Origin of the sequence: Burkholderia sp. Se-20373, from assembly GCF_017104705.1 — a bacterium.
In the GTDB taxonomy this organism is placed as follows: domain Bacteria; phylum Pseudomonadota; class Gammaproteobacteria; order Burkholderiales; family Burkholderiaceae; genus Burkholderia.
Window position 1 is genome coordinate 56,043 of record NZ_JAAGPH010000020.1, and the last position, 18,542, is coordinate 74,584.

The window sequence follows — 18,542 nt, forward strand, 5'->3', positions numbered from 1 at the left end:
CATCGGTGTCAGACGAGCATCTCGATTGCTTCGGGATGACCGAGGAAATCCCGGGGACTTGCCGAGCGCGCGTAGGCACCCGATTGCAGAACGACAACGAAGTCGCCAATCTGAGCTTCGGGAAGCAGCACGTCATCGGCGATGCGATCAAGCGGAGTACACGAGCAGCCGACGATGTGACATCGTTCAGTTGGCGTATCGCCGAACCGATTGCCGAGTACTACTGGGAAATTGCGGCGCAGTACCTGACCGAAGTTGCCCGAGGCCGCGAGGTGGTGGTGCAGGCCACCGTCGGTAACAAGGAAGGTGGTGCCGCGTGAAACTTTTCGATCGATGACGCGGCATACATAGGCACCGGCCTCGCCGACCAGGTAGCGCCCAAGTTCGAGCACGGGGCGCACACCGGGCAAAGCCCGTTGCATGCGCGAGAGCCAGGCATGCATCGGCTGGGCGACGGCATCGAGATCGAGCGGCACCTCGCCTTCGAAATAGGGAATGCCAAAACCGCCGCCCAGATTCACGTACCGGGGCGGCAGTGGCAAATCGGATGCGAGCTGCATGACGAGCTCGGCACATCGCCGCTGTGCTTCGACAATAGTAGCTGGGTGCAGGCACTGCGAACCCCAGAAGACATGAAACCCCGCCAGTGCCACGTCACATGCGCCCAGTTCTTGCAGTAGTGCCGGAACCTGTTCGGCGTCGATGCCGAACTGAGTCGCTCCCCCGCCCATGCGCATGCCGGCGTGCGTGATCTGAAAATCCGGGTTCACGCGAATTGTCACGTTTGGGCGCAGGCCCAGCTCCCAGCCAAGGGCTGCCACCAGATGCAGTTGAGTGAGCGATTCGATATGCACGTTCACGCCGCTGGCCACTGCACATCGCAGTTCCTCCCGTGTTTTGCCCGGACCTGCAAAGCCGATCTGGTCAGGCGGCATGCCTGCGTTGAGCGCCAGTGCCAGCTCGGCGCCGGAGGCCACGTCAAAGCCGTCGATGCGCGTGGCCAGATGGTGTACGACAGCAGGCATTGGATTGGCCTTGAGCGAGTAATGCAACTGTATCGACGCCGGCAGTTTTGCACGCAACTGGCACACGCGGGCATCGATTGCGGCGCGCGCATAGACGAAAAAGGGCGTGGACCCTGCACGATTGGCAAGCCGCGTGACATCGATACTGTCGGCGAACAGGACGTCATGGCGGCGGGTCAATGATCGATTCATTTTGGCCTCGCTTGGTTGTTCGGCGCGCTCACGAGTGCTTCTCGCAAGGCCACGCGATCGAATTTGCCGTTGGCGTTGCGCGGGATGTCCGTCTGAACGATGATGCGATGCGGCACCATGTAGCCGGGCAGGTGTTGCTTGCACCACGACAGCAGCGTTTGGGCGAGAAACGGCGTGGCTGCCGGCACGACGACCAGCGTGATCGTCTCGCCAAGCGCATCATCGGGCACACCCACGGCGGCGACTTCGGAAGCAAAACCACTTTCGTGGATGGTTTCCTCGATTTCTTCCGGGCTAATCCGGTAGCCGGAACTCTTGATTTGCGCGTCGTTGCGCGCAATGAAATACAGAAAGCCGTGTGCATCGCGTCGCACGAGGTCCCCCGACCAGACCGCGGTGTCCGGCGCAGCCCCGCCAGGTTTTTGCTCGGGAGAGGGACGATAGCGTTCGGAGGTTCGCGCTGCATCACCCCAGTAACCCATCGTGACGCATGCGCCGACATGTACAAGTTCACCGGGTTCATCAGGCGCACACGGCGAACCATCGGGGCGCACGACCAAAATGCGTGCGTTGGGCACGGCCTTGCCGATCGAGTCAGGGCGGTGATCGACTTCGGCGGGGGCGAGGTAGGTCGAGCGGAACGCCTCGGTCAGACCATACATGAGGTAGGGTTCGGCCTGTGGAAACAGCGCACGCAGGCGTTGCAGTACTGCCTTGGGCATCCGGCCGCCGGTATTGGCAAAGTAGCGCAGCGTGGCGCGTGCTGCATCGGGCCAGCGAGCATGGGCCAGCTGCATCCACAAGGGAGGCACGCCCGTGATCGCGGTGATTTGCTCACGCGCGCAGGCCTCTATCACGTCTTGTGGACAGAGATAATTAACAAGGACAGCAGTGGCGCCGCTCGTCCACGCCGACGTGAGTTGGCTCAGGCCCGCATCGAAGCTAAGCGGTAGTACGGCCAGGATTCGATCAGCGCGCGTATGGTTCAGATAATGAGCGACGCTCCACGCGCCTTCGAGCAGGTTGCGGTGGCTGAGCATGACGCCCTTGGGTTGCCCCGTCGAGCCGGATGTATAGAGAATGGCCGCGAGGTCTGTGTCTATGCCCGATGTTGGAACAACGGATGCTTTTCGTTGCATGCCGACAGCGTCCGGTGCGAGGCACGCGCTCCAACGATGGACCTGTGCAGTTCCATTGTATGGAGGTGCCGTTTCGTCCGGGGCATCGGTGAGGATCGTATGGGTGAGGGCGAGCGGCCCGTTCTCGGCCAGCAAGCGTGCACGCATTGCGCTGGTAATCACGCAGATCGCGCCGCAGTCGTGCAGGATATGTGCGACCTGTTGCGGTTTGAGCAGCGGATTGATCGGCACGAAAACGCAGCCTGCGGCGGCAATACCCAGCAGCGAAACGACGGTTTCGATGCGCTTGTCCAGAAAGATGCCGATACGTGCGCCGGGCGCGATACCGAGCGAGGTGATCGCGTGGCCAAGTGCGCATGCGCGCTCGGCAAGTTCCTGGTAGCTCAGGCGGATATCGCCGAAGACGATCGCGTGCGAATCGGGTGCCTGATGTGCGGTTGTCTGCACGAGGTCAAGTATGTTTCGCATGGTGTGGAATGGAGTCGTCGGGTTGAGGAAGATGCGCGTTGGACGTCAATGACGAATCACCAGGGCGCCGAAGCAGCCGGCCAGACCGCTAGAAAAGAGCAACGACCATTCTCCGACCTGCTGGTTGCGACAGGTCTCGAAATTGATGAACGGATCTGCACCGAATGCGTGGCCGACCGTGCCGAAATTTGTGGTGAATAGCCGCGCCTCGGGAATGGCGAGCATCCCCATCAACCGTGCCCAGCCTGGTAGATTGACGTGGTGAGGCAGTACGTGCGCGATGTCGTCGGGTGCGATGTTTGCCTGGCGAATAGCTGCGCGCATGGTGGTAAAAGCCGACCAGTAGTACCGATCGTCGGGAATCGGCTGCAAGGTGTCATCCGTACCGCGAAAGAAGCGCGCATCGGTATATAGATGCAAGCTGGCGATGACGTTGTGTTCGGCCCCCCGGTCAAGTAGCAACGCGCATGCGCCGTCGCTATGCAGCGCCAGGTCCCCGATCGCGCGAAGTCGATCGCAGCCCGAACCGATGACGTCAGCACACACGATGATGGCGCGTTCGATGGTGGGGTGTCGCGCCGCAAGCGCGAGCAGCACCCGGATGGCTGCCATCGGAGATACGCACTGCTGCTGCGTGACGGAAAACGTCAATGCCCGGTTCAGTCCGCAATGGCGTTGAATGTAATGGGCCGTACTGGCAGGTGGCGCGAGCACGCTCGTCTGTATCGTATGTGTGTGAATGAGGGCATCGACTGTTGAGCGTGGTGTGGCGGTTTCGCGCAAAAGTTTCGCGATCGCATGTACGGCCAGATTTGCTGGTGACTCACCCTCGGCGTCGTGGAAATGCCCCACACCGTGATCGCGCAGTGCACGAGCGCGCGCGTTAGACTGGCCGCAACGTTCGACCCACTGATTTACATGTACGGTTTGAGCCGGCAGACTGTGGGCGACCGCGGAAAGCGAGAAGGGACTCGTTCTCATGATGGCGCTTCGCAGAATTGAAGAATCGCACAGGCGACCTGGCCGTGAAATCCCGTAGACCATACAAGCAGATGTTGGCCATCGCGCGGTGACACAGCCCGTGTGAGGCTATCAAGACGCGCAGGTGTGTGTGCTGCGCAAAGATGGCCAGGCGTGTCACCTGCGAGCCAGATGCGCTCGAGCGGCAAGTCACCGTGCGTACGGATACTGCGCAACAGCCCGTGATCCGGCTTCGCTGGGACAATCCAGTCCATTTGTGTGGCCTGACAGGCAGCTCGTGCCAGCGCCTTGTTGATGGCGCCCATAAGCGTGGCGGAATCGACAGGCGTTGCGATGACGCTGGAGCTGCTGGGCGTGGCCGGCGTACAGATGGTCAGGCCGCGCACGCGCCAGCCAGGTGTCGGATGGCGTGTGACGAGAGCGGCAGCGGCTCCATCGACGAGGAGCGTGTGTAAGCCAACGTGCCGAGAAAAGGGGGGAAGCCAACGCTCGGCCGCGACAATCAGGACGGTATTGAGCTCGGTGTCCGCATCCATCATGGCTAGCGTGAGGTCGAGCGCCGTTGCAAACGAGACGTCCTGAAGCTGCCCGATCGCGAATGGCGGGCGACGCGATGCGAGCTCGTGATGCAAACGTCCCGCACAGGACAATGCCAGATCGTGTTCGAAGCTGGTCGAGCAAACGATGATCTGGTCCGGCCGCGGAAGTTGTGATGCACCGTCATACAGCAGGTGTGTCGCGCGTAGTGCCATATCGGACAGTGAAAGATTCGACTCGGCTACGACGAGCTCGTCTGAAAGCGTAGGCGGCGAAGGCGCCTTTGGACCGCGTCGGGACTCACATTCGTCACGCCAGCGCAGTGTGTCGCCATAGACCGCTTGCATCACGGAATCAAGCGGGCATCGCCGCAGCGGCGAGCTCACGTCGGTGCGTGTAGGGTGCGCGCTGCGTGCGAATGGAATGTAATGAGCGGTGGCGACGATCCTGGGCGCGGGAACCCTGGACTCAGTTCGAGGGAACATGGGAGGCGACGAATGCAACCAGATTGTCGAATCGCAGGAAGAGGTCGCTGCTCAGATCGTCAGGGTCAAGCACAAACTTGAAGCGCTGCTCCACTTGCAGCAGGAGCTCGGTCATGTTCATCGAATCGACACCAAGGTCGAAGAGGTTTGTTTCGCCATCGATGAGCTCGGTGCTCAGATGCGTGCCGAGCGTTGACAGCAGACAGGATTTGAGCTCGGTAGCAATATCGTCAGGGCGATTTGATACGAAATTGGATGTCATGAACGCCTCCTGTATGAAGGGAAGGTGAGGTCATGCACGCGGCATGGTGACCGAATGTGCAAGCTCGTTTGAAGCGGATTCCCACGGCAATTGCGGCGCGCATTGCGCCGCGCGGGCGATCATCAGGCGCTGCATGTCGCCGGTGCCCTCCATGATGTCGAACGCCTTGGCGTCTCGGCAGCATTGTTCGAGCGATGGACAATGCGCGATACCGCCAAGCCCAACGAGCGCGAGTGCTGTTCGAGTGACGTGGGCTGTCACGCGTGCGGCGTATGCCTTGGCCATCGAGGCGTGCATGGCGCTCGGGTGGCCCTGATCTGCGAGCCATGCTGCGTGATGACAGAGCAGGTGCGCGGTCGTGATATGCCGGTCGAGATCCAAAAGATGCACGTCGACGTCGCCGGGACCGCATCGCAGGTCGGCCGGATGTGAGCCTGATTCGAAATAGGTTGCAAGTTCGTCACGTACCCGTCGACACGTACCGACCATCACTGCGGAGAGCAGCGGCCGAAAATAGTCCCATGACCGTTGTGCGCCGGAAAATGCGTCGCTCAATGGCGCTTGGTCGTCGTGCGTGAGGCAAGCATCGTCGGGCACTTCGCAATCGCTGTACGACAGCACGGCCAGTTGGCTGGCCCGCAGCCCGGCCATGTGTTCGACACGCATGACCGAGAACCCCGGTGCGTCGTGCTCGACGCGAAATGCCCGGATGCCGAAGCGACCCGCGTTGCGGTTGATCGTTGCGAACGTGATGATCGTGTTCGCGCGCGCGCCATTCGTGGTGAAACATTTGGTGCCATTGAGCACCCAGCCGTGCGCGGTTTTGCGGGCCGATGTCCGCATGGCTGTTGCGTCGGACCCGCAATCGGGCTCCGTAATCGCAAACGCGCCCCAGCGTGGCGCGTCGCTGTGAAAGCCCGCAAAGAATGCTGCCTGCTGCCGTTCGTTGGCGAGCGCGAGAACCGGGGGCATGGCAAGTCCTGGGCCGGGCAGGGCCAGCGCGAGCGCGGCGTCCGCGTAGCCCAGATATTCCATCAGCATCACGCGTGAGGCGAGCGATTGCACCCCGGGACATCCCCCGTATTGGCTCGGCACGAGATTCAGATTCAACGCGCGGACCATATCGCTTTGCCAGAACGTTGTGGGGATTTGTCCGGTCCGGTCCGCTTCGTCGCGGTGTGCGCGTATTTGCGCGCACAGTCGATCGAGATCCAGCCCGGAGGCTGCCAAGGCCGCTTTAAGCGTTGCGACTTCATGGTGCGGTTGTGATGTTTGCAGAGCGTCTGGCATGTCCGATCGTTCCGAATGGCGCACGCGCGCCGGCCGATGGCGTGGCATGGACGACATGCTTTCGCGGCGTCCATGCCGTGTGACATGCAGCGTAGGCATCTGAGAGAGGGTTTGCTACCTCCCAACCTAGGGAGGGTGGCATCGGGTGAGGCAGGTCAGGGATTTTCGCCAGCGGCGATAGCGATGCCCGATAATGGCGCCGATATGGAATGACGCTGGCCACCACGGACGTGACTAATATGGCAGAACGACAACGAGCAACGCGTAAAACGCAATCTATGTCGCCGGACAAACGCGGCCCGCGTACGACCAAGCGGGGCGATCAGGTGGCCGAGCTGATCAAGGGTTGGATTAATGACGGGCGGGTGCGCCCGGGCAAGCGCCTGAACAAGGAAGCTGAGCTGCAGCAGATGTTCAACGTGAGCCGCGGCTCAATGCGCGATGCGCTCAAGGCACTGGAAGTGCAGGGACTCGTGAGTCTCAGTACCGGCCCTGAGGGAGGCGCCACAATTACGCGCGTGCCGCTTGCGCGGGCGTTCCAGGCACTGCAGAACTATTTGTTCTTCGAGAACATCACGCTCGAGGAGCTCTATGCGGTGCGACGTACGCTCGAGCCGATTGTCGCTGCTGGCGCAGTAGCGCACTTGACGGATGCAGATTTCGAAGCACTCGAGCGCAGCATTTCAGTGTGTGAGCCATTTGTGATCGGCCACGAGCAGGCGCTTGATCAGCGCTGCGAGGATATTCATTTTCACGACGTGCTGGCCGCGGCCCATCCGAACGCATTTTTACGGTGCCTCTGCCAGATCATTAATCAGATGCTGCACTCGCTGGTGATCGTGGCGGGCAACGTCACGCAGCGTGACTATCAGACGTTCGGCCGTACGACGCTCGCTGCGCACCGTGCAATCCTCGAGGCTGCACGGCGGCGCGATGCTCAGGCAGTGGAGCGCTTGATGGCCGCGCATATGGACGAGGCCGAGGCGCAACTGCAGAAAGTACATGCCGCGTTGAGGCAAAGGCTTGTGCTCGACTCCGAACTCGATACGCAGATGAGCCGCGACGCGTCCTGAGGCGGCATCCACGCACAGCACGGGGGCGCCATCGCATTGTCTGCGGATGCCCGCCGAAGTTTATGACATGTCGGTCACAATGCGCCGGTTAATTGCAATAAATAAACTAAATGAGAGTAGGTGCGCTCATCGCGAGGGTACATAGGCGGGGAGATTGATCGGAATTTCCGGGGTAAACACCGACATTTTGTCGCTTGACCAGGTGAGATATTCGATCGTAAATTTATGATAATAAATAGGCGTCAAGACCGAAGCTGTGCGCTTGGCCGGTCCGACCGATCTCCGTGGTGGCTCATCGCGTCAGGTCGAGGCGGGCGAGGTTTTATTCCAAGGCAGCAGCGATCGTTGGCGGACGGCTTGCGAGTGACGAATGGCCGATCGCCGCCGGCGAGAGGCTCATGGTTGCTGTATCTGTGAGGCCGACGGGATCTGGCGAAGATCTGCCCGAGCCTCTGCCGGTTTAACCAATTGCGAGAGAGAGGTGTCGGGGGCTGCAGCAAGCGCAAGTAGAGCGTCGATCTTGGGGATGATTTGGGCACGCTCGACCAAAGAGATCGTGTTGGGATGAACGTTGGCCCGCGTCGCGAGGCCCACTTGGGTGAGCTTCTTTGTTTGGCGACGAGTGCGAACTTCGTCTCCAAGGGCCTTGATAAAGTCCGCAGTGGGTGTGCTATTCACCGACGGGAGTGACGAGCTATTCTTGCGCGAGCGATTCTGCCGCTGCGACAAGGGCCCGCTTCTTTTCTCTGCTCAGTCGCCCAGCAATTAAGAGGAGGTTGGCCAGCAAGTCGTCCTCCTCGTACAGGAAGCTTGTCGGAATGAGAAGCGCTCGCGCAAGCCGCTGGCTGGTCTGTACGGTTGGAGCATGCTTGCCCTTCTCGTACTGGTTGACGCGAGCGCTGGCGGAAAATTCGTCGATTCCGGCGAGAATGCCAAGCTGTTCCTGGGTGAGGTCGGTACGCAACCGCGCCTGCTTCAGGCGTTTCGAAAACACAGAGGTGACGGTCGAGTCGCTGGACATGCATCAAGTGTCCAGGAATCGATTGCCCGGTTTGCTAAGTAACTCTTAGTCTGGGGCTGTATCAGGAATCAAGAGGTGGCTGCTCGTGACAGCCGTTCGGCGTATTCGAGAAGTGCTTCTTGGCTGTCCTGCGGGAGCGGTGAGGCCACGACGAGAAGCCGCGCAAGGAGGTCATTGCCTTCGTATAGGAAGCTGGTTGGGACGTGTAGTACTCGGGCGAGACGGTGCGCCGTCTGGAGCTTGGGCGCGTGTTTGCCGGTCTCGTATTGATTCACGCGTGCGCTTGCCGAGAATTCGTCAATCCCGGCTTCGATGCCGAGCTGTTCCTGGCTCAGGCCCGAGCGCAGACGTGCCTCTCTGAGGCGCTTGGGAAAGATCGAGGATGTCGATGAGGTCCGACGCATCCTAAGAGTTTCTTAATTTTTAATGGACTTTTTACTAAGTATTTCTTAGTCTGAAGGCTAAGCATTACTTAGTTCGGGTGGCGACATGCATCATCTCTGTGTCGTCTTGGTGGGCTTCGCTGTCACATGTCTAGCGAGGGCTGGGTGGGTTAGGCGGTCATTGAATACAGGATTTGGAGTAATGGCGACGATCTTAAACATTCTTAGTTACGTTAGCGTGCTTACGCTTGTGGCATTGGGCCTTGCGATCGTGTTCGGCCTGATGGATATCGTGAACCTCGCGCATGCCGAGTGGGTGACGATGGGGGCTTACACGTTGGCGGTTGCGCAGTCCGTGGGAGGTCAACACGCATTCTGGGCTGCACTGCTCGCCGCGCCGATTGTCGGCGCGGGGCTCGGTTGGTGTCTCGAGCGCTTCGTCATCCGACTGCTCTATGCCCGTCCACTGGATACGCTACTGGCGACCTACGCGGTCAGTCTGATCGTTCAGAAGGCGATTGAGCTCGTCTTCGGCACTCAGCCGATGCTGGTCTATGCGCCGTTCAATGCAACCGTTGACGTACCGGGCGGCAGCTATCCTGCTTATCGGATGTTCGTGATCGGTGTGGCACTGGTTGTTACCACTGGATGCTGGGTGCTGTTCACCCGCACGCGTTTTGGTACGAAGCTGCGCGCGGTCATCCAACATCCGGCGATGGCTGAGGCCGTCGGCATCAACACCAGAAGGCTGAATCGAGTGGCCTTTTGTGGTGGCGCCGCGCTCGCTTCGCTCGCCGGTGTTCTGGTGGCGCCCATGGTGTCGGTGGAGTCCCATCTCGGGGTGTCCTATCTTGCCAAGGCGTTTTTCGTGATCGTGCTGGGGGGGATCGGCTCGGTGGTCGGCAGCATACTCGGCAGCGCTTTTGTCGGCACGATCGAGACCTTGCTCAGCTATCGCGTCGATCCGTCACTCGCGTCGGCGATTGTCCTGATTGTATCCATTGTCCTGATTCGTTTCCGGCCACAGGGTCTGCTCCCCGGCTTTAGTGCGGCGCATCAGCTTCTCGGAAAGGGGTAAGGCAATGTTCGACCGTTATTTTTCTCGTGCGCGGACTTGGTTGTCACAACCCGCCTTGAGCGGCAGCGATGTGTCTCCGGTTATGACCGGTTTTGCGATCGTTGTGACCGGCGCGATTCTGCCGTTTGTCGTTGGCGCGTATCAACTCACCGTGATACGCGATGCACTCGTATTGGCGATATTGGCGCTCAGTTATGACCTGCTGTGGGGGCGTGCCGGTGTACTGACGCTGGGTCACACGACCTTCTTCGGCATTGGAGCATACGGCTTCGCCGTGACTACGGTCCAGTTTGGGCAGACGCCGTTAGTCGGATTTCTCGCTGGCCTTGCCTGTGCTGCGGTCGCAGCGACCGTTCTCGGTTACTTCTTGTTGTATGCAGGGGTGAGGCTGCATTTCTTTGCCATTCTCAGTATGGCGGTGTTGATTGTTGCGCAGCAGCTTGCAACGAGCTGGCAGTCGGTAACAGGCGGAGACACGGGCTTGCTCGGTATTCCGGGGCTGTCCTTCCAGCTTGCGGGGCACACACTCGATTTGAGCGGCCCAGTCGCGTCCTGGTATGCCGTCGCGATACTCCTCGTTGGGCTGCTTGGGGTGGTGTGGCTGCTTTGTCGCAGCCGATACGGGAAGGTGCTCGCCGCGATCTCGACGAACGAATGGCGCGCGCTGGCGTGCGGATATCACACGTCCTGGCATCTCCTGTTGATGTTCATGGCCTCGGCGGTGTTGGCTGCGGTGGCGGGTTGCTTGATGGCAGCAACCGCCGGCGTTGTTGCGCCCGATGTGTTTTCACCGGTATTGGCCACCGAAGTCATTCTCTGGGTTGCCATAGGCGGACGTGGCTCGCTGGGCGGTCCCGTGCTCGCCGCTGTCGGCCTGACGCTACTTAAGCATGGCGCGTCGAGTTTGAGCACACAGTGGTGGCCGCTTATTCTCGGTGCAGTTTTTCTCGCGTGCGTGCTTTGCCTGCCGAACGGTGTGCGTCTGGGGTGCATGCTCAAGGGACTGCGTCAAATCACTGGAATATCACTCAAACGCATGCCGCGCTCTTGTGCGCAGCGCGTCGAAGGAGGGTCGTGATGAACGCGCCGATCATCAAAGGTGTCGGACTGTACCGTGCATTTGGCGGCATTAACGCGATTGCCGGCGTTGACGTAGAAATTGGCGCACGAGACTTGCTTTGCGTTATCGGCCCGAACGGCGCTGGAAAAAGCACGCTGGTCGGGCTGATGTCGGGCGCGATTGTGCCTGGGGCTGGCGAGCTGTATCTCGCAGGCGAGCGAATGACCGGCCGACCGATGTATCAATACTGCCGGCGTGGCGTCGTACGGAAATTCCAGGGAACAAATGTTTTCCAGATGATGAGCGTACGCGAGAACCTCGAAGTGGCTGCGCTCGGTGTGTCGACTCGACAGGCGTTTTCGATGCGCGATCTCGATGGCGTTCTCGAGCAAATCGGACTTGCCGCGCAAGCCGACATGCTGGCGATGCATCTGCCACATGGCGAGCGCCAGTGGTTGGAAATCGGCATGGCGATGATGTGTCGCCCCGCCTTATTGCTGCTCGACGAGCCTGCTGCGGGTTTATCCGCCACTGATGCTCAGCGGCTTGTGCACCTCATCCACCGCCTGCGTGAGCAGTGTGCGGTACTTGCCATCGAACATGACCTGCGTTTCGTGCAATCGCTCAATTGCGAGACGTGGGTTATGCACCGTGGGCAAATCGTTCGCCAAGGGCGCTACGACGACATTGCGAAGGACGAGGAAGTCCGACGCATTTATCTGGGGCAGGGGGCAAGTCATGCTGCACATTGAAAATCTGTCGGCCGGATACGGCGACATCGCTGTCTTGCACCAGATCACGCTTGCCGTTCAGCCCAACGAAGTGGTGGGGGTGCTCGGATGCAATGGAGCGGGAAAAACGACGCTTGTGAAGGCGATCATGGGCTTTTTGCCGCACGTAAGCGGCGAGGTTCGCTTTGGCGAGCACGTCATCAACGGCATGCGCTCGCATGAAATCGCTCGACTGGGCATCGGCTTGGTGCCGCAGGGGCGATGGATTTTTCCGAAGCTCACGGTGCGCGAGAACCTCATGATGGGAACCGCGGCGGCGGGCGACGCCGAGATTCTGGAGGAGGTGTTCGAGTATTTCCCGGTATTGAAAACGCGGCTCTCGCAACATGGCGGAACGTTGTCGGGCGGCGAGCAACAGGTACTGGCTATCGCGCGTGCCTTGTGTGGTCGACCGAAACTGTTGTTGCTGGACGAGCCTTCTGACGGCGTGCAACCCAATCTTGTCGAGCTGATCGGCGATGTGATCCCGGTGCTGTGCCGTCGTTCGAAGTTGGCGGTGCTGCTTGTCGAACAGAATCTTGACCTCGTCTTGCGCTGCGCGCAGCGATGCATTGTGCTCAAGAACGGGCAGCTCGCCCATGCGGGAAAAATCGAACCGCAACGCGGCACGGACAGCGCGCACCCGTTGGCCCAATTCTTGTCACCTGCTGCTGAACGAACCGCTGATTCGCAAGCAGCATTCGTTGAAAGAGAACCTACATGAATCGACGCGACTTTTCACGATCTGCTCTTTGGGGCGCGCTTGGGGCGTTGAGCGCCGCCGCTTGTCCGAACCTTGTCCGAGCGGCGGCGCCGATCAAGATCGGATTGCTTGCGCCGTTGAGCGGCCCACTTACCCGGGTTGGCGAGACCAATCGACACTGTGCGATGCTCGCCATTGAAGAAATCAACGCTGCCGGCGGGCTGCTCGGGCGGCCACTCGAACTGGCCGTAGAAGATACGCAGATGTCGACGGCAGTGACGCTCGAGAAGGCCAGGCAGCTATTGATGCGTGACGAAGTGGCGATGCTCACAGGCATGGTGCTGCCGTCTGAGCGCGAGGCGGCGCTGCAGGCCGCTAAGACGGCCGCGAGTCTTGTCGTCTATCCGAATTTCGACGAGGGCCGCTGTGATCCGCTGTTGTTAAGTACCGGTCTGAGCGTTGCTCAGCGGGTCGAACCGCTCGTTACCTGGCTCATGCGTGGTGGTGGAAAAAGCGTCAGCGCGGTGGTCTCGGACGTCGGTAGCAACCGCAAGGTGCTGGTGTCCGCGCTGGAGGCGGCCATATCTCGTCACGGTGGCCGCTTGTTGAACGTGTACTGGTTGCCGTTCGGCACGCGCGATTACGGTGCCGTGCTTCAACGGATTGCGGCACAGCAGCCGCAACTCGTATGGCACAGCATCGGTGATGATCCGGTCACGTTTGTCAAACAGTATCGGTCGTTTGCGATGCGGCCGCAGTTGGTCACGGATATCGTGCACGAATCGCTATCGATTGCAACTGCGGGCGCATCAACGGGCACCATCGGTGTGTCGTCGTACTTCATGAGCATTGATAGCGCTGAAAATCATCGCTTTCTTGCGCGCTATACCGCGCGCGTGGCCGACACCCGTGCGCCGCGGTTGGGTCCGTATGCGGTGATGCTGCCCCATGGGGAGTGCACGTACGCAGGCATTCGGCTCTTTGCGCAGGCCGCACAGGACGCTGGCAGCGTCGAGGTCATGCGTGTCAAGACGGCGTTGTCGGGTATTTCGCTGAATTTGCCGCGCGGTAAGACGGGTGTGAGCCGGGCAGGCGATCACGTCACGTGCATGACGCGCATCGCTCAGGCGCAGGCGGATAACAGCTTTGCGCTTTTGGATTCGGTCGGGCCGATTTTGCCAGCCTGTCAGGGATAAAGCGGTCACAACATCCCGTCATTACTTTATCTCTATCAATAAGGAGTGCGATGTGATTGATATATCCATGATGAGTGCCGAGACGTTGCTTGTCGAGTATCGACGCCACGCACTGTCGCCACGTGAGTGTATGGAGGCAGTGCTGGAGCGCGTCCGGCAGTTTGATCCGCTCGTGAATTGCATGTGCGGCTTCCATGCAGATGTGGCGCTGCAGGCGGCGCGCGAATCGGAGCAGCGCTGGATGCGTGGCGAGCCGCTTGGTTTGCTCGATGGCGTGCCGGTATCGGTCAAGGATCTCATCGATGTACAAGGTTTTCCGACACGGTATGGCTCATTGACGAGCCCCGACACACTGCAACGTAGCGATGCGCCTGCGGTTTCGCGCCTGCGCCGCGCCGGTGCATTGTTGTTCGGAAAAACGACGACATCGGAATACGGCAACAAGATTGTGACGGACTCCCCGCTCACCGGCATTACCCGCAATCCTTGGGATCGGCGCGTGACGCCGGGTGGCAGCAGCGGCGGCTCGTCGGTTGCGGTCGCGCTAGGCATGGGTCCTTTGTCGCTGGCCACCGACGGCGGCGGGTCGATTCGTGTGCCGGCGTGCTGGAGTGGCGTCGTAGGCTTTAAGCCCACGTTCGATCTCGTGCCGACCGGTGTAGCCGGCTCCTGGACGCGACTGTCCACGCTCGGACCAATCGCGCGCAATGTGCGTGACGCCGCGTTGATGCTCAGCGTTGCATCGGAAGCGCACGATCCATTTCGGTCAGAGTCAGATCGCCCGGTGGACTATCGCGTTGGACTGGAGGATGGCGTCGCCGGGCTGCGTGTGGCGTATTGCCCTGGCATTGCGGGTGTGACGGTCGACCCCATGGTCGCTGCAAGTGTCGCTCAGGCCGCGGACGTATTCGCGGCCTTGGGTGCGCACGTCGAGCAAGTCGATGTGAAGCCGCTGGCCAATTATCTGGACAGTCGTATGCACGCGATTCAGTGGTCGGTGTTCTTTGCTCAACGTGCATGCGCGATGAGCGAGACGCAACGTGCGCAGCTCGACTCGGACGTACAGGTCCTTGTGCAGTCCGGTCTGCAAGTCACCGCGCCAGAACTTGCCGGTGCACTGCGTGCACGTCATCTGCTGGGTGTCGAGATGGCCGCGTTCTTCGAGCGCTACGACTTGCTCGTGACACCGGTGTTTCACTGCGGTCCATTGCCGGTGCCCGGGTTGCCGAAGACATTGCTCACGGCACCTCAGCAGACATCGTGGTGCAACCAGACCGGGCTGCCTGCCGCCAGCATACCGTGCGGCCTGCCCGGTGGTTTGCCCACGGGAGTGCAGATCGTTGGGCGCCTGCACGCGGATGCACTCGTGCTGCGCGCCGCACGCGCCTACGAGTCGGCACGCGGCGCGTTTCCCACGGCGCCTCTGTTGCAGGGCGAGCACGCAGTGGCCACGGAGGTAACTCCGTGAGCGTTCAAATTGCAAAGATCGTGGTGCATCTGGTTGATCGGCGTGCCGAGTTGGGCACCGCAATCTATCCAGCGCACCGCCAGGCCATTGCGGCCGCGGTTCTGTCGCGGCAGAACTGGCGAACAGACGATCCGCTCGAGTTTCTATACGAGCTCGGTGCGGAGCTGGGGACGTCGCTGACCGAACACGCCCGATGCGCACTGGGCGTGCAACGCTCGGCCATTCAAGTGTACGGCAAGGCCGCCTTGGTGGGCACGGCGGTGCCGCTCGAGTGTGCGGCCGCGCTGTTACATCCACGAATGGGTAAGGCGATACGCGCCTGTCTACCGGGGACTACCTCGCTCATTCCGTCAGTCACGAAGCGCGGCGCCGCAGGTGCGTGCCTGGACATTCCGCTGCATGGCGCGGTTGACATGTGGAACTTCGACCACTTCGATACCGCGTCGCTGATTGTGCCGGATTCTCCTGCGCCGGATGAACTCGTGGTGGCCGTCGCATTGGCCGAGCACGGTCGGCCGCTTGCGCGCGTCGTGCCCGCGTAGACGCGTCGCCCCGGTTGCGCGCGATCGATACGAACACAACGAGGAGGAGAACCTATGCAGAAGATGGTTTGGGGCATGGCGCGCGCTTGCGCTGTTTCGGTTGGGATGTGGGGCGCCACGGGAATCGTCCACGCACAGTCTTCGGTATCGCTTTACGGTTTGATCGACGCCGTTGTTGGCGAGACGCATGCACCAGGCGCTGCCGGCAGTGCCTGGCAGGTTGGCTCAGGCGGGATGACGACGTCATTTTGGGGCGTGTCGGGATCAGAGGATCTTGGCCAGGGCATGAAAGCGGTATTCACGCTGGAGAGCTTTTTCAGAGTCAACGCTGGTCAGCTCGGTTCATTCAATGGTCAGTCATTCTTCGGCCGCAATGCCTTTGTCGGACTGAGCGGAGGCTTTGGGGAAGTGACGCTCGGGCGCAATACGGCACCCCTGTTCGTCTCCACGTTGCTCTTCAATCCGTTCGGTAACTCGTTCGCGTTCTCGCCGATGATCTCCCACGGATACCTAGGCTCGGCCATGGGGGCGGCTTCCGTGCAAAGCGATACGGCAATCGACAGTTCGGTTTTGTATCAGACACCGGAGGTCGGAGGGCTCTCTGGAAGCCTGCTCTATAGCAATGCGGGTGTGGCCGGCCACACTGGGCAGGCGAACTATAGTGCTAACGTGCTGTACTTCGCCGGCCCGTTTTCGGCAACGGCTGCGGTGCAAAGTCTGCACACAGCTTCGCTTTTTCTGAATGGTGCGACGGCACAAACGGCATGGCTTGTCGGCGGTGCCTATCGGATCCACGCAACGAAGCTCATGTTCCAGTACGAGCGGGTGAGCAACAACAGCAACGTGACCGACGACACCGTGCAGGTGGGAGCAAGCGCGCGATTCGGTATGGGCAGTATGCTGCTGTCGTGGGCGGGCACCCGTCGGCGTCCTGTCACCGGTTCCGGCACCCGGTGGTCGACGTTCGCGCTGGGCTACGACTACCCACTGTCGAAGCGCACAGACATCTACGCGGCGTGGCGCTATGACACGATTACGCATGCCTCATCGGGAAATGGCGTCGGAGCCGGGGTGCGGATGCGGTTTTGATTTGCTATGCAAGCACGTCAAGTCGAAACGGATGTCGGTGCCTGTGGGTGGTTTGGTGGTCTGCATTATGCGACGTCCGGTTGCTATCCAACAGCAGACTCATACCCAGTTTCGCAAATCGGCAGCTCTGGATCGCAGAGAACGCTTCGTGCAGCTCCAGAGCGGCCGCTCGGGTTTTCAGACACCGCCGAACGGCGCGCAACGGGATATCATTTGATACCAAATGGGTGCGCCCATGTCGCTTGTTACCCCGGAAGCCGTGGCTGCAGTCACGGAACTTCGGCCGGTTCCGCATACGCTCGCAGAGCTTGGGGCCCTGGTCTGCGGCGGCCTACCGAAGTCGGCGCTACGCGCTGGCGTCGAGCATGCCACGCAACGTGCCGACGCCCAGCGCGCGCTGCTCGGTCGCATCATCCCCGAAGCAATCTACAAGCGCCGCCGGGACCGGTTGACGCGTGATGAATCCGAAAAGACCGAGCGTCTTGTGCGGATCGTTGCAACGACCACCTCAGTCTGGAGTGACGAGAGCGACGCATGTGGGCTCTTGTCGACCCCTCACCCGGAGCTCGAAGAGCTTGCCCTGCTCGATGTCGCGCTTAGCGAATTTGGCGCGCGGCGCGTCGAGGAACTGCTGTGAAAACTGATCTACGGGCGGCCGGCGTGAAGTTGTTCCGCATTACTGATGCGCGACCCACGATCTGGAGCGGCACCGGCGCGATATTGGTCGATGGCCGCTGCTCGATTCCGATGGTATCAACGCGAGATTGGCTGAACTATTTCGCCATAGGTTTAGTGCCGCGCAATGGTGCTAAGGTGCTTAGAGGAACGAAATCGAGAGACAGCGTCTAGCTAAATGAAGGGGAACATATTAAGGACTATGTTACCCTTCATTTCGTGACATAGGAGGGGCGCCCACGCGTGCGGCACTCCTCTAGGGAATGGAGCGCTCCCACCGCGGCGATCGAAAATCGGTGCCGTCACCGTTTCGGCGCTGCTGTATTTCTGGCGCTGGCGATGACCTGCCGGTGGGCGGGTTCATTGGACATTGCGTCACACACGGGCCTGGAGGTTCTTCGATCCGGGCGGGGCGGCTGGAGAGGCGCCTACGCCTGAGACGCGGCTGAAACTCAATTGCGGGCGCTCACCCTCAGCGGCGTGGAAGGGGAGGGCCCCGGCGGGCAGATGGCTGAATTCTCTCCGCAGTGCGGAGAGAATTGGGCGCGCCCGAGCTTCAACGGACTGTAGAACGCGTTCGATCGACCGCGGACCGCTGGCATTTCGCGGGTGGTGTTCGACCTTGTGTGGCTCGACGGCGCCGAACTCCGACCCTGGCCGTGGCGCGAACGGCGCGCGGTGCTCAGCGAGGTCGTCGCCGACATACGTGGGTCTGTAGTGTAATTCTCTGAGGCAATCAATGCGGCGCCCGACGCGACGCTGGCATCCGCGTGCGAACTCGGCCTCGAAGGGATTATCGGCAAGCAGGTCGGCGCGCCGTATCAATCTGGCCGATCGGCCCGCTGGATCAAGCTCAAATGCAACAAGCGACAGGAGTTCGTGATTGGTCGATTCTCGCGCCGTAAGGGCGGCTCGGGCGGCGGTGTATCGGTATTGCTCGGGGTGTACGAGGAGGGCGGCAAGTTGCGCAATGGGGGGTGACCTTCCCCCTCTGAAGTATCCCACTGTAAAGTTAGTGGCAAGGCCGCAGGAGAAACCTTGTCATGAAGAAGTCGCGGTTCAGCGAAGAGCAGATTATCGGGGTGCTGAAGGAAGCCGATGCCGG

Annotated in this window: 19 protein-coding genes; 10 read left to right on the forward strand and 9 right to left on the reverse strand. The window is 60.7% G+C overall.

What is annotated here, in order from left to right:
- Positions 1-8: 8 nt before the first annotated feature.
- From G3N96_RS10060 to G3N96_RS10085, 6 genes are all read right to left on the reverse strand, one after another.
- Entirely contained in the window at positions 9-1,217 is a 1,209-nt protein-coding gene (locus tag G3N96_RS10060; RefSeq protein WP_124819474.1) for a pyridoxal-dependent decarboxylase, exosortase A system-associated, read from the reverse strand.
- Positions 1,214-2,824 carry an acyl-CoA ligase (AMP-forming), exosortase A system-associated gene (locus G3N96_RS10065; protein ID WP_206137090.1) on the reverse strand — a complete coding sequence of 537 codons (1,611 nt, stop codon included), beginning with the start codon at positions 2,822-2,824 and terminating at the stop codon, positions 1,214-1,216. The genes G3N96_RS10060 and G3N96_RS10065 overlap by 4 nt, the downstream gene beginning before the upstream one ends.
- Positions 2,825-2,869: 45 nt before the next feature.
- Positions 2,870-3,805: a 3-oxoacyl-[acyl-carrier-protein] synthase III C-terminal domain-containing protein gene (locus tag G3N96_RS10070; RefSeq protein ID WP_206137091.1), complete on the reverse strand. Its 936-nt coding sequence runs from the start codon at positions 3,803-3,805 to the stop codon at positions 2,870-2,872.
- Complete coding sequence (locus G3N96_RS10075) at positions 3,802-4,689, reverse strand: 3-oxoacyl-[acyl-carrier-protein] synthase III C-terminal domain-containing protein (RefSeq protein WP_241022570.1); 888 nt, start codon at positions 4,687-4,689, stop codon at positions 3,802-3,804. Before G3N96_RS10075 ends, G3N96_RS10070 begins: the two co-directional genes overlap by 4 nt.
- A gap of 121 nt (positions 4,690-4,810) precedes the next feature.
- Positions 4,811-5,089, reverse strand: coding sequence for an acyl carrier protein (locus G3N96_RS10080; RefSeq protein ID WP_124819466.1), 279 nt, complete (start codon positions 5,087-5,089; stop codon positions 4,811-4,813).
- Positions 5,090-5,119: 30 nt separating this feature from the next.
- Complete coding sequence (locus G3N96_RS10085; protein ID WP_206137092.1) at positions 5,120-6,379, reverse strand: acyl-CoA dehydrogenase; 1,260 nt, start codon at positions 6,377-6,379, stop codon at positions 5,120-5,122.
- A 239-nt stretch (positions 6,380-6,618) separates the two neighbouring features.
- Between G3N96_RS10085 and G3N96_RS10090 the strand changes: the two genes are divergently transcribed.
- Positions 6,619-7,452, forward strand: coding sequence for an FCD domain-containing protein (locus tag G3N96_RS10090; RefSeq protein WP_124819507.1), 834 nt, complete (start codon positions 6,619-6,621; stop codon positions 7,450-7,452).
- Positions 7,453-7,848: 396 nt separating this feature from the next.
- Here the strand turns inward: G3N96_RS10090 and G3N96_RS10095 are convergent, their stop codons facing one another.
- The 3 genes from G3N96_RS10095 to G3N96_RS10105 form a co-directional block, all read right to left on the reverse strand.
- Positions 7,849-8,130, reverse strand: coding sequence for a helix-turn-helix transcriptional regulator (locus G3N96_RS10095; protein WP_206137093.1), 282 nt, complete (start codon positions 8,128-8,130; stop codon positions 7,849-7,851).
- Positions 8,131-8,146: 16 nt separating this feature from the next.
- Entirely contained in the window at positions 8,147-8,473 is a 327-nt protein-coding gene (locus G3N96_RS10100) for a helix-turn-helix transcriptional regulator (RefSeq protein WP_206137094.1), read from the reverse strand.
- A 68-nt stretch (positions 8,474-8,541) separates the two neighbouring features.
- Positions 8,542-8,877, reverse strand: a complete 336-nt coding sequence (locus tag G3N96_RS10105; RefSeq protein ID WP_206137095.1) for a helix-turn-helix transcriptional regulator — start codon at positions 8,875-8,877, stop codon at positions 8,542-8,544.
- Positions 8,878-9,058: 181 nt separating this feature from the next.
- On the opposite strand from G3N96_RS10105, the gene G3N96_RS10110 reads away from it, so the two are divergent.
- The 9 genes from G3N96_RS10110 to G3N96_RS10150 all read left to right on the forward strand — a co-directional run bounded on the left by G3N96_RS10110 (position 9,059) and on the right by G3N96_RS10150 (position 17,399).
- On the forward strand, positions 9,059-9,934 hold the full coding sequence (locus G3N96_RS10110) for a branched-chain amino acid ABC transporter permease (RefSeq protein ID WP_206137096.1): 876 nt from the start codon (positions 9,059-9,061) through the stop codon (positions 9,932-9,934).
- A gap of 4 nt (positions 9,935-9,938) precedes the next feature.
- Positions 9,939-11,012, forward strand: coding sequence for a branched-chain amino acid ABC transporter permease (locus G3N96_RS10115; RefSeq protein WP_206137097.1), 1,074 nt, complete (start codon positions 9,939-9,941; stop codon positions 11,010-11,012).
- Positions 11,012-11,746 (forward strand): ATP-binding cassette domain-containing protein, encoded by a 735-nt coding sequence (locus tag G3N96_RS10120; RefSeq protein ID WP_071333373.1) that lies wholly within the window; start codon positions 11,012-11,014, stop codon positions 11,744-11,746. Before G3N96_RS10115 ends, G3N96_RS10120 begins: the two co-directional genes overlap by 1 nt.
- A complete protein-coding gene (locus tag G3N96_RS10125; protein ID WP_089457395.1) occupies positions 11,733-12,488 on the forward strand; it encodes an ABC transporter ATP-binding protein in 756 nt (251 codons plus the stop codon). Before G3N96_RS10120 ends, G3N96_RS10125 begins: the two co-directional genes overlap by 14 nt.
- Complete coding sequence (locus tag G3N96_RS10130; protein ID WP_206137098.1) at positions 12,485-13,663, forward strand: ABC transporter substrate-binding protein; 1,179 nt, start codon at positions 12,485-12,487, stop codon at positions 13,661-13,663. Before G3N96_RS10125 ends, G3N96_RS10130 begins: the two co-directional genes overlap by 4 nt.
- 52 nt (positions 13,664-13,715) lie before the next feature.
- Complete coding sequence (locus tag G3N96_RS10135; RefSeq protein WP_206137099.1) at positions 13,716-15,131, forward strand: amidase family protein; 1,416 nt, start codon at positions 13,716-13,718, stop codon at positions 15,129-15,131.
- Positions 15,128-15,673 (forward strand): amino acid synthesis family protein, encoded by a 546-nt coding sequence (locus tag G3N96_RS10140; RefSeq protein ID WP_046548994.1) that lies wholly within the window; start codon positions 15,128-15,130, stop codon positions 15,671-15,673. Before G3N96_RS10135 ends, G3N96_RS10140 begins: the two co-directional genes overlap by 4 nt.
- A 54-nt stretch (positions 15,674-15,727) precedes the next feature.
- Positions 15,728-16,762, forward strand: a complete 1,035-nt coding sequence (locus tag G3N96_RS10145; RefSeq protein WP_206137100.1) for a porin — start codon at positions 15,728-15,730, stop codon at positions 16,760-16,762.
- 235 nt (positions 16,763-16,997) lie between these two features.
- Complete coding sequence (locus tag G3N96_RS10150) at positions 16,998-17,399, forward strand: hypothetical protein (protein WP_206137101.1); 402 nt, start codon at positions 16,998-17,000, stop codon at positions 17,397-17,399.
- Positions 17,400-18,542: the final 1,143 nt, after the last annotated feature.